Here is a 16,929-nt window from a genome sequence, read left to right as displayed (position 1 = left end):
GAAGGCGCACCCGATGACCCAAATCAGCAACCAAGAAATTGAAAAAACATTACGCAACTCAGAGTGCCTTATCAGTAGCATCGAAGTAGCCGCTGCTTATGAGCGCCTTGCCGCCCAGCTCAACCTACATTATGCTGGTTTAAACCCAATCGTTATGGTTGTTATGAATGGTGGACTTATTCCAGCTGGTCAACTATTGACTCATTTGACATTCTATCATCGCATGCATTATATTCATGCATCGCGCTATCGTGATAATGCAGGCACCAATGAGCTAGATTGGAAATTCAAACCTGATGTTAGTATCGAAGGTGAGCATGTATTGCTGATTGACGATATTTTTGATGAAGGTATCACGCTAAAAACAGTTGTCGAAGAATTAAGCAAAGAAAAACCTTTATCACTTGAATGTTGTGTGTTGCTTAATAAAGAGCATGATCGTAAAGTTGAAGATTTTGATGTTGATTTTGTCGGTATCAATGTTGCAGATCGTTATGTCTATGGCTGTGGTATGGATTTCCATGGTTATTTGCGTCATCTGCCTGGCATCTATGCCATCAAAGAAGACAAAGTTTAAGTTCTACATTTGAGTTCAAAAAAAGCATCCAATTTGGATGCTTTTTTATTGCTTGGATTTTGCACTTACTGTTAATTTTGCTACTCATACAATGCCCGTATTTTTTCTGTAGGCAGTATGTTTGTACCAGTCACCACGAAGAAATAATCGAGTTGCCAATTCTGTGTCTTCTTAGCAGTATTACTGGTTGGATTATCCCAGCTAGGATACACCCTGATACCCATCTTACCTTTTGTAAAATGAGACTGAAGAATATTATGTCTAAGCAAGACATTTTTTGGAAAAACAAACTGCCCAAATGTATGCTTATCTTTAAATGTCGTGACTACCAATAAGTCTGGTGACGAATCATATTGAAAAGGTTGATTAATACCTTTGGAATCTTTTTCCCAAAAGGTAACGAACTGCCCTACTTTGGTAGGTGTTTGTTTAGCTACTCTGAATCTAACTGTTTTGACAGCCCGTCTGTTCATTAATTCAAATGTACCAGCAGCATATTCTAGATTTTGTTGTTCTTCTTGAGTTGAAGCAATAATCAATTGGTTGGGCTTATAAATAATTTCATTAATATGCTCTAGCACAGTATCAAAGGTATACAACTCTAGTCCTCTTTTTATATTTCTGAGCATTTATCTATTAATGCTTAGAAAACTGTAATGCCAAACCTGTATGGCGCTCAGTAGGTGTTTGAACAGCCTTTTCAAAAGCAGATTTTGTACTATATATGGTTACCTGTTTCTTAGCACGGGTCACCGCCGTATAAATAAGCTCTTTGCTTAGCAATCTAGCATGACTATTATCAAAAGTAATAGCCACATGATCAAACTCAGACCCTTGTGACTTATGAATGGTCATTGCATATGCGGTGGCGATGACTTCTTCATTTAGTAAATTAACGGCAATCCCTTGTGTTTTATTTTCAAAAAACACTTCTAGTCGGCTTCTATCATCGCTAGTCTGCAAGCAGAAACCGATATCACCATTAAACAATCCTAATTCATAGTTGTTTTGTAGAACCATGACAGGACGGCCATGAAACCATGTGTTTTGGCCCAGTGGTAGCTTTAGCTCAGCAAGATGCCACTGCGTGAGATAATTATTAATATAATGATCGCCCCACTCGCCATTATGGCCAGCACTTAGAATTCTAAACTCATTAAATGTTTCCATTAGTGATGTAATCGTATTTTTTACTGATTCTGGCATGGATTTTTCTATTGGATTTTTTAGGAGTTCTTTTATTTTATTTATATACTTAATATATTTTAATGATATCTTTAGAATAATTTTTTTATTACTTAGGCTATTTCTTGTCTTATTATCTTTAAGCTCATTTGTTTGCAGCGTATTTACATAATGAAAACTCAAGGCTTCATCCTGCCTTAACAGCTGCCAGATGGCTTGCGTATCTATCTCTGCCTGATTAATTTGGTAGGCAAGTTTGCCAATACCTGATTCTGCGCTAAATCTGCGGCTTTCGGTTAACTCTGCATGAATGGGTTGTAACAGTGGAATACGGCACAAGTCAGCCAACACTGCTCCTGCATCTACCGCTGCTAGCTGGTTCGCATCGCCCAATAGTATCAGCCTTGCACCTGGTTTTACTGCACTTACGAGATAATTAGCCAACTCGACCCCGAGCATCGACGCCTCATCAACGATGATGATATCTTCGCCAAGTGGATTGTTAGTATCGTAGCGCGGTCTGCCCGTCCGACCAATACCTAACAAGCGATGGATGGTTTTAGCTTCTTGTAACTGTAGATCAATATCTGCTGTATCGAGAGCAGCTTGTAAAGATTCTTGCATGCGCTGGGCAGCCTTACCAGTCGGTGCTGCCAATGCAAGACTGGCACTGTCCGTACTGAATCTAATATTTTCAGCCCCGTACCCCCCACTCTCTGTCGCTTGTTGCAGCGCAATGACTAACTGAGCCACGGTATAGGTTTTACCTGTACCTGGACCACCAGTAATGATGCTAAATGCATTATTATTAGCCACATTAATAGCTGCTATCTGCTGATCGTTTAAATTTTTTGGTATTGATATATTTAGAGGGGTTATCTGTTGATGCAAAATAGTATTAATGTGCTGTGCTAAGTTAAATTCTGCTTGCCAAGAACGATGTAGCCAAAAAGTTAGTGCTAGCTCTGTTTCATTATTAGTCTGATTTTCTTGAATTTTATATATGATAGGCTTATTTTTGCTTAGGCTATTTACTTTATCTTTATTATTAATGCTACTATTAACTTCAGCAAACAAATCGTGTTCGTTAACTAGGCGTATAAAAAAACTTAAGTCCGTATTTTTCAATAAGTGATATAGCGCAGCAATCATGTCAAAACGCTTGGTTAGTACCTCTTTTTCGTGGTTGCTAAGCACCAATTGCATCCACAGCTGATCTCTCTTATCAAATAGCGTGACTAGCAATACGAATAGCGACCTTTCAGTTATAGAGTCATCTTCTGATTGCGTATTTAGTTTGGTATCTATCAGCGCAAAGATTGGCATTGCTAGCATCTCTAATAACTGTTGCTGCCAAGCATATAGCGTAACTGCCTCATCATTGATTTGACCTTGCAATGCTTCTTCATGCTCAGAGGACTCAATGGTTAATACGGTATGCCCCTCTTCCAAATGAGTCGCTAACATAACGAATAGAGCGGTGAATAAATTACTTTCTTCTGTTTTATCGACTTGCTTGCTATTAGTATTAGCTTTTGCATCCGTTGCCTTATACGCTAAATACGTTTGCTCGCGGCGTAGCAATATATAATCACTGATGTTACTAGCCCAGCTTTGTTGTAGCCCAATTACTGCCTTGCTCTCTTTTTTATTATTACTCATAGTATGCTTGTCTCTATGTTGAAATAGTTAATCGATATCATGTTTTTTAGCATTTAATCATTACTTCTAGCCTACTAATCGGGCATGCCAAACAACGCATCCAAACCTTTAATAAAATCGATTGGAATATCCCACGTGACTAGTCCATAGCGGTCGTTGTGCATTGAGTGGCTATTATCAGCCTCTTTAACATCTGGTGATAGATCATCAGCTGCTTGAGAATTGGGATCATACACACCTCGTAAAAAAACATACTCCACAGCGCCTAAATACTTATCTTCATTGCCTGCATAATCATGTATTCTCATTGAAAGGAATCGATGTAAAGCTACTTGATAAATCGCTGCTTGTAGCCAGTACCCTGCCTTGGACATTGCTTGCTTAAGTGTATTTTCATTATAATCGCTTAGGCTATTTCCTAGAAAGTTGCTTTTATAATCGACAACGTAATACTTACCAGCATGTTCGTACACTAAGTCAATTTCGCCGCGTAAATAACGATACAAATGCGCTTTGTTTTGCGGAATAAGAGTGACGTGTTTGTCCATCTCATTAGGGAGATATTGTTGGAAGAGTTTAGTGATATCCTGTACTTTAAATTTCTCTGACAACCCCATATTGAACTCTAACTCAGAAAACCGCTGACCTGCATTAAGAGAGTTTAATGGTTGATTGGAGGCCAATAGCGGCGCATGTAGCACCTCTTCAATCCAATTGATTAGTGCCTCATGCTTGGTAGCATCTATTGAAGCAAGATCAAGTGAACCAGTATTAAATGAACCGTCATCGCCTTGCTCTTGCTTCTTCGCTTGTGATCGACGGCTTTGCTGCTCAGCGCTACTATAAACTAGAGGCAGTTGATAGCTGTTGATAGCTCTATCGATAACCTGAGACCACTGCGCTTTATTGCTGAAATCAATTTTTTCAAATATCTCATGCAAAAACGTACCCGCATTAGCACCTTTAACAAAGGTAAAGCGGATATCATCTTCTGATTTGAGATTTAACCCATCGACTTCTTTAAGAAACGCGTTACTACTAAGTAAAGGCTCAACCGACACTGAAGTGTCTGCCATATCAATGTCTATAGCATCATCCATACGCTCATCCGCTATCGACATCGCTTGTGTAGATTCATCGAGCTGACGTGCCAAAGCGGTAAAGCTGGTCTTAGCCCAGCCATAAAAATAATTGGTTTTCATCACCTCTGCAAAAGGCGCGTATTCAATAGTCTCTGTGGCAGGCTTATGAGCATCTAACTCGGTTTCGGCTAGCTGAACATTGTCATTTACGCCTGCTGATTTAGCAGCATTGCTTACGTAGTTATTGTCATAGAACTCATTAACCTTATGCCCTCTGAGCATGCCTATCGTACCTTTAAGTCTATCTGGTAGTTCAAACTTTGCTTCTGGCGATTCAAACCAATAAAACACCGGCTTTAACTCAAACCCTGTCTTATTGTTAGGATCTCGCAGCACAACATAAAGCTGCTCACTGGCGCGAGTAAAAGCCACATAACCAAGCCGTCGCAGCTCATCAAAGTCTTCTTGAGTTTCGATATTGGTGTAATAGTCCTCTGTAGTCGCTGAGCCTTGTATCGGTGAGAAGCGGCGCTGGTTTCCCGTTGATTCACTATCTATCGACTGCCGCACTAGCGCTGAAGGCGCTTGTTCGGCATTGTACAAGTACAATCCATAGTCTTCTTTATTGCCTGACTTCCTACTGGCATCACCCATTCCCAGTACATAGACAATGGGAAACTCAAGTCCTTTGGACTTATGAATGGTCATCAGCTGTACGCCAGACTCTGTCGGTAGCGGATATTGCTTAGCCCAATCACTATTGGGCGCTGCATCTATATTTTGTCTAAACCAAGCCAGTAGCTCATGCTCGCCCATACCTAAGCCATATTGCGCCAAAACATCCATCACATGACGCAAGTCCATGATATGGCGATCGCCTTCTGGATGAGCCGCTAGCGCTTGCCAAACGCCTTGCGGCTGTATGGGATTTTTATCTAACAAGTAATGCAATGCTGACAAAATACCAAAGTGCTGCCAACGCTGTGCGCCTTCTTTTAGATAAGTAATAAAATCTTGATAACTTTTTTTATTATCAGTAGCCTCATTAACTGAGGTATCCTTCGAATTAGAGTTGTGTGAATGGGCGCTTGTGGTACTGCTGCTATCAGTAACTCCTGACTCATGATCCGTCATCATGGCTTTGATGTTTTTAATACTCAGTCCATACAGATGACTTGTCAACACCCGATTAATCATGTCATGACGATACGGATATAGCATGGCACTCAGCAGCGCCGCCACATCTTCTGCCATGATGGTTTCAAAGATACTGACATCACTGGTGGTTAAAGTCGGTACATTAAGCTTAACCAACTCATCCTCAACCCGTTTTAGATCTTTTTTGGTACGTGCCAGCACACCGATATCACTAGGCTGAATAGGCTTGCTTTTTAAAGTCTGACCACTACTAAGCAAAGTCGCAATATGACGCGCCGTGATTTCATGCTCATCGTACTCAAGCTCTTTGTCTTTATCATATGGTAAGTGTAATACGCTCACTGGCTGGGCAGAGAGCACCTCAGTCACTAAAGTAGTGCTGTGAGCGTCTGGTTCATTAAACCAAGACAGCCGATTTTCTGGTTTTGCCGCTTTGATATGCTGGTAATAAATACCTGCGCCTAATTGAGCTAATTTGTTCTCGCCAGTGGTTACATCAGCCATGCCGAACCAACAGTTTAGGGCATTAATCACACCAGCATTTGAGCGGCGGTTAATATCAAGCGTCCAAAGCGTGCTTTTATCAAATTGAGCTTTCATGTAGTTATAGTTGGCCACATCGCCACCACGAAACCCATAAATAGCCTGCTTGGGATCGCCAACCAATAATAAAAATTCATGGCTGGCTTTTTTAGTAGCTGACTGTTTATCATTATCAGCAGCCTTGCCCTTTTTCTTTGGCAAATAGATACTTTCAATCATAATGGCTTGCGCGCCATTGATATCTTGTGATTCATCAATCAACGCCACAGGATAGTGGTGACGGATATAACGTGCCAGCTTCTCTCCTTGACGACCCGTTAATGCTTGGTTTAAACGTACCATTTGCAGGCTAAAGGTCGTCTCACCTCGCTCTTCCAAAATAATGGGTAGCCTGTCACGTACCGCAAGCACGATATGACGGTTAAGATTGGCTAAAACAGTCATTATGTATTCGTCTAGCTTTTTACTTTCTTTAATATAGCGTTTAAAGTCACGAACGACCTGCAACTCATTAAATATCAGATTAACTCTTTCACCATCTTTTGGTTTATAGAATTGCTTACCTACGTCATCAGTTTTCTGAAAAGCTTGTATTAACTTTCCTGTATAAGTTTTTTCGTCTGATATAAATTTGTAAGCGGCTGGACCAAAATCTTTTAATGCTTGAATGATTTTCGGCCAAGAGTCTCTGTTATTTTGTAGCTGTCCTTTTGGAACGTCATAGTACTCGCCGTCAGGTTTAAAAAAGATATCAAGCTCATCGCTGCGCTCAATGATAGTATTTATAAGCCGCTCATAGCCCTCAAACGAAAAGTCATTTACTACAATCTCATCAATCGGTGCTGAAATAAAGTTAAGCGAGCGAGTCACATATTTTTTATGATCACTCACGGCAGTCAGCTTACCTTGCTGATCCATAAGCGCATACAGTTTAGGCTGCTCATGATGCAAGCGGCTTTGAAACTGACGCAGCTCATCATGAATAATACTATCAGTCACCTGCTCGATACTGCTGTCTTCGATAATAGCCATACCTTGCTGATGACCCGTCTCGCTACTGTACTCCTTCAGCCATTTTTGCGCCAAGCTATCGAGCGTACCCACAAACAGTTTATCCAACGTGGTTAAAACCAGTGCGGTACGCCTGATAGCTTCCGTCATTGGATAGCTGTACACGTGATCCAGCAAATAACCGACGAGATGCAGGTTAATGGGATCTTGCATGATGCCATCCAAGCGCACATATTTAGCCTGTGCTACCAACCAATCTTCACGGTCTTTTTTTGCTTGCGCACGCTTTGTGGCAGCGGCTTGCTTATCAGTAGCAAGGTCTTGGTTTAACTCATCAGCGCCTATCTCAGTATTTAAATCCGTACTTGATTGTTTGCCCTCTTGTTTATCCTTATCGCTTTCAGGCATCACCTGCAATATATTGGGATATAAAGCCTCCTTATTACGAATATCAGCACTTAAGCTATTGACCCACTGCAATAATTGATAAAAATCCACCAAACGATCATGAATACGCTGACGCATCTCAGCGGCAGCGGCTCGCGTAAAGGTAGTAGCAATAATTTGCTCTGGCGCACGTCGTGCTTCAATTAGCAGGCGCAATACAATGCCTGTCAGCGTCCAAGTTTTACCAGTACCAGCAGACGCTTCAATCAGGTGCTTGCCCGTTAGGTCAACATCAACTGCTGGTATCACATCAGCCTGACGCTCACTCATAGGATCTGAGTGAGGCGCATCTGAGTGCTCATCGAATAAATGTGGCTGTGCAGAAAGTTCAATGATATGGGTTGGATCAGTCAAGTCTGTCATATGGGCGCATACTTTTAATTATTATTTATTAGATCAGGAGAGCAGAAATCGATTATTCTAAATGACTAGCTAGCCATCTAAGTCAATTAACGCATTAAACATCGGCTTGTACAATGGTCGCGCCAAGGTGGTCAACGCCCCTGACAAAGCCTTAAATGCATCTTGATCACGTAATACGTACTGCCAAATGGCATGCTGAGAGCAAGTATCATATACTGTGTCTGTATGATAGCCAGACCGTAGCCAATCTGAAAAGTCTGCTCGTTTTGGCCAATAACTGCCGCCTTCACTATCTTCAGATTTTGAACACTGATCAAGGTAATTGAGTGCATATTCTGGGAGTAATGTAATAGGCACTTGTCCAGATAGCTTGGAAAAAATCGCCCATTTTATCAGTTCAATCACAGCGTCTTCATAGACAATGGGGCTTAGTTTAAATGCAATTACTTTGTCATATTTTTTGATTTGCGAGCTAGGCTTATTAAAGCGCCAAATACTCACCCCATCATTGAGTGCCACTTGCTCAGCAGTGGTACGTCTGGCCACTTGCCAATACAAATGTGATAACCAAAATTTGAGTAAATGCCTAGGACTGGCAGAATTGGGCAATATGTTTAACCACTGCTTGGGTGATTGCTGAGCATAAGGCATGCCCGCCTGAATAATTGATATGGGTGCTAATATAGGTACTGAGCCTTTGATCTTAATGATTTTCGGCAACAGCTTAAGCAGTGCTTCTATCTCTTTAATATCTGTCTGGCTGTTTGACCCGTTATCAGTGTTATTCAGTATATTTTTTAGCTCTATCTGAACAGGGTACTCGGCGGTTGGAGTTAGTAGCTGCAAATCAGCCCCTGTCGTACCCTCTATCCCATCTTCATGGGGTACAATATTTTCGCCAAAATCATTAGCTATTAACTGCTCTTTAAATTCCAAACATTGCTGTTGCAGTTTTTGTTGTTGATTGGGTAGCGTGGTTTGGCGAGCGACACCAGCTGGCATAATTTTTTGATACATCAGAATCGGAGTAGTGCTTTGGGTCGCTGTATTAATGCCATTCGCCTTAGTCTCATCAGTGACCAACTGTTTAATCAAATGATCTTTAATTTGATAGGTAGTCAAACTGTTTAGAAATAATGGCTCTTGATGCGACAGTGCTTCTTCACCTTGTACCACATGCACCTTTTGAGCCCGTAAGAACGCTTTGGCAGGATGGCGCACTTGGTAAGCCAATGCACCTTCAACATCTATCTCCCCAATATTAAATACGCTATCAGATACAGCTTGGGAGAGCACCTGAGTCATATCACTGATATTGCTAGTATCAACAACAGCCTCTAATGCCAATAGTTCAACCAATGCAGACAAGGTTTGAGTGTTTACTTGACCGAGCTGACCCAAGCCTTGACCAAGCATCTTAGCGATTGCTTCGTACTGTGTCTTTGTGGGCAAGCCAACCAACTGTACCTGCTCACTAGACACTCTGCCCTTTAGTGTATCAAACACCGCTTGCCAAAGCGGCGCAGGCGGAAATTGCTTTTTTTGCGCCAATTTGGTTTTGCGCATGGCTTTACTTAAGAGAATGTCCAGCTCATCAATCATCTCAAAAGGGCTGGAATCCTGAGCATTGATATTAATGTTGGCATTAGCATTGTCATCAATATCAGAAGACGCTTGCTCAGAAACATTCGTACCTTCAATTTCTGTTTCAAACAGACTCTCATGAAAAGGCAGAGCAGGATGCTCAGTCACCAACCACTGCTTAATCAATTTAGGCAAATAGCGCTTGAGACTTTCGGTGGTTGGGTCAACATCCTTAGGTAATGTCTCAAGCGAGTTCACCTGCCATTGCACTTCGCCTTGCAAAAACTGTAATAGCTCACTCACTGGATTGGCTGGCAGATGCTCATGAGTGTCCGTCAAGCTTTGACCGTTGTAGAACATCCAGCATGCACTGCGCGCGCACAGCAGGGCATCTAAAAATGCACCGTTGTCATCGTCCTCACTGACTCTGTCACCGCGGCGAGCATTGGTCGCTTTCATCAAATCATAGCGGTTGTCACGATCACGCCCAGGGAACTCTGAGAGATCCATGTTGAGCATGACCACCAACTCAAAAGGCACGTTCCTTAAAGCACCAAACTTACCAAAGGTAATAACACCAGTAGGCTCAGCACTGACTTGCTGACTTTCAAGCTCGTTTTCAATACTGTCTAGCATAAAGCTCAACTTTAGTGGCAACTGCTCCACACCTGCCAGCCTTTGCTCCACTTCTCTGTTGTCGACATCACCACTCGAGTACTGCCTATAGTGACGATTGGCTCGCAAACTTGATTTAAAGCCATTCATCGCATTGTAAATGGCGCGCATGGTACGCGTTTGGTCCACATCGCCAAAGTAGCGATGAATCACTTGTCTCTCAATCTGATCGAGCCAGTCTTCCGCTTTCATTTTTTGTATATGGTCATCCCGTCGTGCGACCAAACCGGTATAAATGCGGCAAAGCGCTTCAACAATCAACGCATCATTTAAGCTGACTTGTGGTAGCGGTAAAGTCATTTCTGGTAAGGCAGTGCTTGGCCATACATCTTCATTTAGAGCATATAAGCAATCACTCAACTCAGCTTCTGGCATGACCAGACCTAGGGTCAATCTGTCTAACGCTTGCGCAAAACTAAAGCGATAGTCATAGTCATTACTATCCAAAGTTTGCTTAAGATGCAGCTCATCAAAACCGCGAATAAAGCCTGCCTCTACCAATAAATCACAGCCACGGCTCATTTGCTCATGAGTCAGTCCAAAGCTTTCAAACAAGGGCGGCAACATCAACCAGTCTAAGACTTCAGCCGCTTCAAAACGGGCGCTATGGCTACCCAATAGCTTATAAAAACCAATAATAGCTTCCCATAACTGGCGAATGTCCGCATCAACAACACCTGTCACTTTAGCGGGCAAGGTCAAACCATCTTGACCTTTACCATTAACAAAGATAGAACCAATCAGCGCATGATGACGCTCGACATCGGGTAGCAGCACAACAATGTCAGATATATGACGTTTCTTTTCACCAAGTTTGATAGGTTCATTTAACCAGCGACCAATCATAATACGCAACACTTCAAGCTGGCGCTGCAAACTATGACACGAATGAATGCTTAGGCTATTATCTTGAGAAGAGATTGCCCAAAAACGGTCTTTCTCAAAGCGTTTATTCTCTAACGCTTCATCTTCATACCAGGCCGCTCCTTGCTTCTCTTCATTGAAGCTTGGCTCTATCTGCTTACTTACCGCTTGCGAGACTTTAGCAGCCGTCGCTTGTTGGGTCGATTGCTCATCAAGCATCAGCACATCGTTCTGCAAACGCTTTAACAGACTTGGATTGTTTTGGCTGTTTTGAACGCTACTAGCATTATCAATATACTCAGCAGCAACCTCATGATTAGAACCAATGCTCAGCGTATCATCAAAATTATCTTGCCATTCAACCAGTGCATCATCGTACTGCTCATTACCCGACAAGTTAGCAAGCATGGCAAACGCATCACGCGATTGCTTACCCAAACGTGACAGCAAGCTATGACCATAATCACGCAAGAACACACTCTCAGGGTTAATAATCTGTTGGCGCTGTAACCATGATTTATCAACAATATCTGCCCAAAACAGCTTCGATGGGTTGTAATGCAATAACGTGATATTCATGTACTTCGATAAACGCTGCAAAAAATCTAGCTCGGTCTGTGGCAACTGCTGAATGGTAAAAATGCGCAGTACTTTGGGCAACTGAGCACGCTCATTCGCCTTATTATCTTTCAAAGCCGACCAGAAGACATCTTCAAGTGCCACACGGTGTAGATGAACATCAGCAAACAAATGCGACCATAAAAATCGTTGCGCAGCCTCTAACTCAATATAATGCTCAACCAGCCACTCAGGCGTGCCGCGTACATACTTATCAAAACGCAGTGACAATGCATCTTTCTCCGCTATCAACTCATTCACATTTAGCGGTTTGTTGTACGACCATAAATCTAGCCAATCCTCACGGTGTGTTAAGTATCGGTTAAACACTCTTGCCAAATCGCTTGCCAGCTGCCAAATACGGGCGTCTTGTTGCGTCTTGTCTTTTATAATATCCTGTCGCACATTATCTTGATAAGTATCTGCCTGCGGCTCATCAATCAAAGACGCCAGCAATGGATGAACCGGATGTTTTTCATCTGCAACAATCGCCTCTTGATAGTAGGTCAAATAGCCAAACAATCGCCACTGCATGACCGTTGGTGACAACACCGCCACTTCTGGCACATTTAAGGTTGCCGCTTCGGAGTCATTCTCTAACAAATACGCGTTATGGCGGGTTAACACATCCTGCATGAGCGTCCACTGATACTGACCCCAAAACTTAGTACGTACCAAGGTACTAATCCCAGCACGACTGGCAATGGTTTTGTCCAACCAATCGCCCAATACCATTGAGGGCACAATGACAATAAAAGGCTCAAAAACAGGCTGATCCTTAGACTGATATTGCACAAGCAGTTGATCAACAAGGTTTTCGGTGCGGTGCGATTGAATAATGGTAAACATAGAAGATAGTCTGATTGAAGTTATATATGAGTGATAGTGTGATGTAGACGGTCATGAGTGCCTGAAATGGAATAACATTTGCGTTAGCTTTCTAATACATATTGGTGGCTGCTAAGGAATACCACGAAGAATACTCACCAATCTATGTTTCGCGGTCGTTACTACAATGTATTTCTGCTAGCATGGCTGTCATAAACACGATGCAAATGACAACAACGATTAACTATCATTGCATCATCAGTGATTATTTATAACAATCATAAAATAGGCTGCTGATTAGTGTGCCATCGATAGCTATCGTTTACTAGTATATGTGCCACTATTATAATATCTTACGACAGATAGTGTCGCATTGATAAGTCTCATATTTATGAATAGAGAAGTCAGTGCTGCTGTCAGATTAACTGCTGTAATTTTTATGTCCATAACCCTTTTTTAACGGAATAACTTAATACTATGCCCTTGCGTCCCATTGATGCCATTTTCGTTCATCCTAAACGACGTCTATATGTTGTATACTATCGCGGTGAATTGTGGCAATTGCCACGTATGAAAATTGACGACAGATCGTGGCAAAACAGACAGCCCTATACTGATGATAGTCGCTCGCTTTATTTGAGCATCCATCAAGCCATTAATGACCCCATACTTGCACAAAAACTGCGAACATTGAATCTGCCTGTCGCAGTGCGTGGGAGCACGCTGCCACGCTTTGAAGCATGGTGGGAAGCCCATGGTTTTGAATGGCTTAAAGACAAGCTTACGATGGGCGAATCGCCATTGGCTGCACACCAAATAAAAGCCATTGACAATGATGTTACCTCCCCCTCAAACGATCAACCTGTGCTATCCAATCAAAATAGTACAATTGGTCATAAGAATAATAGCGAGAAAAAACTTTTACCTGATTCAGAAACCGATGTTTTTGCAGATATGCTTGCGGACTTAGCAGATGAAGTGTTACACCAACAGCTTTAAAAATAATACGTTATACATCGCATTTTATGTAAACTTGACACAAACCCATTAAGAGAAGAGCAGTAACATATGAGAGACTACAAGCTGCTACTGGCTGGGCTAATTTTACTGCTGCTGATAATCTTTATTGCAATCTTTACGTGGTTATGGAGCAGTAACCGTAAAAATATAGATCCCCTACCGATCATGGCAAATGCAAATGAGCCGTCAGCCTCCACTCAAGACGAGGTAAATACCCTCACCGACAGTACGCTGTATATAAAGGCAGAAGAGGATTTACAAGCACCCTTGGACGATATCATCGTTAGCTTCGAATCTCGTTATCCTCATGTGCAGGTTGTGCCAAGTTATGTACCCGCCAGCGACCTCTTAACATTATCAAACGCCAATCCTAACTATAATAAACACTCTGAATTTGGCGCTGATATAGACATGATCGTCGCTAACGACAGCCTATCTGCAGACCGCCTCACACCGTTACAAGCAGAGCTAAAAGCGGCTCAAGATAAAATAAACCAAGACAAAGAAAATATCAGCAATACTGATGATAAAAAAGTAGATACTGCTGAGACTCGTGCCATTGAAACTGACAATGCAGAGGCACGTACCCTAAATTCTTTCAGCTATGCACTGAGAGGCAAGCAAGCGCTTGAAGGGGTTATTTTGACAGAGAATACTGCTGCTATTAACTTCCGTAATTTTTTACTTTCGAGTACCGGACAAGATATATTAGAAAAGTACGATTATTATAATATCGAAGGTTATAAAAACAGTGTAAATGACTTGTTTAATCCAACATCACGTGCACAAGAAGCAGCAAATGCCAACACTGTGAATGTCGCTGATGCCTTGAGTAATGGCAAGTAATGATAAAATCTTTATATTTTGTTGATTGCTTTTATGAGCGATTTTTCCTACAATGTTATTCCAAAATGCGCCTATAGCTCAACAGGATAGAGCAGTTGCCTCCTAAGCGATCGATCGGGGTTCGAGTCCCTGTAGGCGCACCATATAACAAAACATATCACCCCGTAAGCCTTATACTACGGGGGTTTTTGATGTCTTATCGCATAACTGACAATGTATTTTCATAAAGCATACCGTCAAAACACAAAATATCCGGCATCGCTTATTAACCCAATCAATTCATGCTTTTAGGATGTCCAAACTTATTAAAGGTATGAGAATAATTTTCCATCTTCAAAACACAAAAAAGCCTTTCAAGCTTTATATTTCATAGCTTGAAAGGCTTTATCAATCGCATGCTTTTATCTAGGTAAGCGTTTTAATATTAGGATTTGCTTACCGTTTAGAGCCGCTCTTACTCTAGGTTCAACATCGATTTTGCCACGGCTTCTGCCACTTTAATGCCATCAATCCCTGCTGATAATATGCCACCTGCGTATCCTGCGCCTTCACCTGCAGGGAATAAGCCTTTGGTGTTAATGCTTTGGAATTCTTTATTGCGTTTAATGCTGATTGGTGACGATGTTCTGGTTTCTACGCCAGTGAGTAACCCATCATCAGATGAAAATCCTTGGATTTTTTTATTAAACGCTGGAATGGCTTCACGTATGGCATCCACGGCAAATTCAGGTAACGCTTTGCTTAAGTCGGTTAAGGTAATACCAGGAGTGTAAGACGGTTTTACATCGCCTAATTCTGAGTCTGGTTTGCCTTTTAAGAAGTCACCAATGGTTTGCGCTGGTGCGTTGTAGTCTTTGCCGCCTAATTCAAATGCTAAGCTTTCTAATTGTCTTTGTAAGTCAATGCCAGCAAGGGGATGGTTTGGGTAATCTCGCTCTGGGTCGATACCTACCACAATAGCACTGTTGGCGTTACGCTCATTTCTTGAATATTGGCTCATACCATTAGTGACAACACGGCCTTCTTCTGATGCAGCGGCAACAACGGTTCCACCTGGACACATACAGAAGCTATAAACAGAACGACCATTTTTACAATGATGAACCAGTTTGTAATCCGCAGCGCCAAGTATCTCGTTTCCAGCATTGTCACCAAAGCGTGCTTGGTCTATGGTTGACTGTTTATGTTCAATCCTAATGCCAATTGAAAAAGGTTTTGCTTCAATATACACACCTTTATCATGGATCATCTCAAAAGTGTCTCGGGCGCTATGACCAACAGCAAGAACAACATGGTTGGTTTTTAAGGTTTCGCCAGTATTAAGGGTCACGCCTGTTACTTTTGAGTCAGTGATGTGCAAGTCGTCTACGCGAGTCGCAAAACGGACTTCCCCACCGAGTGCTATGATCTCGGCACGCATTTTTTCTACCATGGTGACTAACTTATAAGTACCTATGTGCGGCTTACTGACAAATAAAATCTCATCTGGTGCGCCAGCTTTTACAAATTCAGTCATGACTTTACGGCCATAATGATTGGGATCTTTCACTTGGCTATATAATTTACCGTCAGAAAAAGTACCCGCTCCGCCTTCACCGAACTGTACGTTAGATTCTGTGTTTAATTTGCGCTGACGCCAAAAGCCAAAGGTGTCTTTGGTGCGTTGTCTGACTTCATTACCACGTTCAATGATAATAGGTTTAAAACCCATTTGAGCAAGGGTGAGTCCAGCCATTAATCCACAAGGACCAAAACCAATAACAACAGGACGCTCAGTTAAATTCTCTGGCGCTTCACCTAAATATTTGTAGCTGGTATCTGGTGTTGGCTTAACATAGTTGTCTGACTCAAATTGAACCAGTAAATCATTGGTTAAATCCGAGTCGGTCAGGGTGATGTCTAGCGTATAAATTAATTGGATATTTCTTTTATTACGAGCATCATAACCACGTTTAAACATCACAAATGACGCCATTTGCTCAGCAGAGATTTTAAGTTTTGTCGTTATCGCAGTCGTTAAATCTTCAGGTGCATGATTTAATGGCAATTTAATTTCAGTTAAACGTATCATTGGTTACTCATAAACTCGTGTAGAAAACAGTCTCGCATTTTACTGGTACTGGTACAAATAAGCGAATAAATATTTTACTTACGCAGGGTGAATTTACGGTTTCTTCAGCATAGATCAGCATCCTATTATAAAAACTAAATGTCAGACTTCATCCCAAGCTAGCTACCAAGCCTAATGGCTAACGTGCTTTAGCTAAAAAAAACCTACCTTTAGTTAAGTTGACATCATTTAGTACGTTTGCTTCTTAATTTCCTTCTGTTCACACTTCCTGAACTCAAAAAAAAACATCGCTTCTGATGTCATCATTTTTTATACCGCTTTAGCATTCCTTAACCAGACATAAATGGTGCATAGAAAATCATAAAAACCAATTATGGTGCACAAAAGTGCCCTAG

General features: G+C 41.7%; 8 protein-coding genes and 1 tRNA gene. 4 read left to right on the top strand and 5 right to left on the bottom strand.

Going from position 1 to position 16,929, the window contains the following annotated elements; all coding sequences use genetic code 11:
* Positions 1–13 precede the first annotated feature (13 nt).
* Positions 14–577, top strand: a complete 564-nt coding sequence (locus JMW85_RS07295; RefSeq protein WP_045447249.1) for a hypoxanthine-guanine phosphoribosyltransferase — start codon at positions 14–16, stop codon at positions 575–577.
* An 80-nt stretch (positions 578–657) separates the two neighbouring features.
* Here JMW85_RS07295 and JMW85_RS07290 read toward each other — a convergent pair whose 3' ends face one another.
* The 4 genes from JMW85_RS07290 to JMW85_RS07275 form a co-directional block, all read right to left on the bottom strand.
* Entirely contained in the window at positions 658–1,176 is a 519-nt protein-coding gene (locus tag JMW85_RS07290; protein WP_083475789.1) for a MepB family protein, read from the bottom strand.
* Positions 1,177–1,213: 37 nt separating this feature from the next.
* A complete protein-coding gene (recD, locus tag JMW85_RS07285) occupies positions 1,214–3,424 on the bottom strand; it encodes an exodeoxyribonuclease V subunit alpha (RefSeq protein ID WP_201581314.1) in 2,211 nt (736 codons plus the stop codon).
* 74 nt (positions 3,425–3,498) lie between these two features.
* Positions 3,499–8,028: a UvrD-helicase domain-containing protein gene (locus tag JMW85_RS07280; protein ID WP_201581313.1), complete on the bottom strand. Its 4,530-nt coding sequence runs from the start codon at positions 8,026–8,028 to the stop codon at positions 3,499–3,501.
* A 69-nt stretch (positions 8,029–8,097) separates the two neighbouring features.
* A complete protein-coding gene (locus tag JMW85_RS07275) occupies positions 8,098–12,618 on the bottom strand; it encodes an exodeoxyribonuclease V subunit gamma (RefSeq protein WP_201581312.1) in 4,521 nt (1,506 codons plus the stop codon).
* 456 nt (positions 12,619–13,074) lie between these two features.
* Between JMW85_RS07275 and JMW85_RS07270 the strand changes: the two genes are divergently transcribed.
* The 3 genes from JMW85_RS07270 to JMW85_RS07260 all read left to right on the top strand — a co-directional run bounded on the left by JMW85_RS07270 (position 13,075) and on the right by JMW85_RS07260 (position 14,606).
* The gene (locus JMW85_RS07270) at positions 13,075–13,596 is read left to right on the top strand and encodes a hypothetical protein (RefSeq protein ID WP_201581311.1); all 522 of its coding nucleotides are present in this window, start codon (positions 13,075–13,077) and stop codon (positions 13,594–13,596) included.
* A gap of 69 nt (positions 13,597–13,665) precedes the next feature.
* The gene (locus tag JMW85_RS07265) at positions 13,666–14,463 is read left to right on the top strand and encodes a hypothetical protein (protein ID WP_201581310.1); all 798 of its coding nucleotides are present in this window, start codon (positions 13,666–13,668) and stop codon (positions 14,461–14,463) included.
* Between the two features lie 67 nt (positions 14,464–14,530).
* Positions 14,531–14,606: transfer RNA gene (locus JMW85_RS07260), tRNA-Arg, on the top strand.
* A 311-nt stretch (positions 14,607–14,917) separates the two neighbouring features.
* On the opposite strand, the gene JMW85_RS07255 is transcribed toward JMW85_RS07260, so the two are convergent.
* Complete coding sequence (locus JMW85_RS07255) at positions 14,918–16,534, bottom strand: NAD(P)/FAD-dependent oxidoreductase (RefSeq protein ID WP_201581309.1); 1,617 nt, start codon at positions 16,532–16,534, stop codon at positions 14,918–14,920.
* Positions 16,535–16,929 lie beyond the last annotated feature (395 nt).

It is taken from the genome of Psychrobacter glacincola, from assembly GCF_904846075.1.
In the GTDB taxonomy this organism is placed as follows: Bacteria; Pseudomonadota; Gammaproteobacteria; order Pseudomonadales; family Moraxellaceae; genus Psychrobacter; species Psychrobacter glacincola_C.
Note: the sequence above shows the minus strand (reverse complement) of the source record. Positions and strands in the feature narration are given on the sequence as shown.

What these genes read in the sequence shown, in the direction of transcription:
- JMW85_RS07295 (WP_045447249.1), top strand. Translation starts at nt 14, where the DNA reads ATGACCCAAATCAGCAACCAAGAAATTGAAAAAACATTACGCAACTCA.
- recD (WP_201581314.1), bottom strand. Translation starts at nt 3,424, where the DNA reads ATGAGTAATAATAAAAAAGAGAGCAAGGCAGTAATTGGGCTACAACAA.
- JMW85_RS07280 (WP_201581313.1), bottom strand. Translation starts at nt 8,028, where the DNA reads ATGACAGACTTGACTGATCCAACCCATATCATTGAACTTTCTGCACAG.
- JMW85_RS07275 (WP_201581312.1), bottom strand. Translation starts at nt 12,618, where the DNA reads ATGTTTACCATTATTCAATCGCACCGCACCGAAAACCTTGTTGATCAA.
- JMW85_RS07270 (WP_201581311.1), top strand. Translation starts at nt 13,075, where the DNA reads ATGCCCTTGCGTCCCATTGATGCCATTTTCGTTCATCCTAAACGACGT.
- JMW85_RS07265 (WP_201581310.1), top strand. Translation starts at nt 13,666, where the DNA reads ATGAGAGACTACAAGCTGCTACTGGCTGGGCTAATTTTACTGCTGCTG.
- JMW85_RS07255 (WP_201581309.1), bottom strand. Translation starts at nt 16,534, where the DNA reads ATGATACGTTTAACTGAAATTAAATTGCCATTAAATCATGCACCTGAA.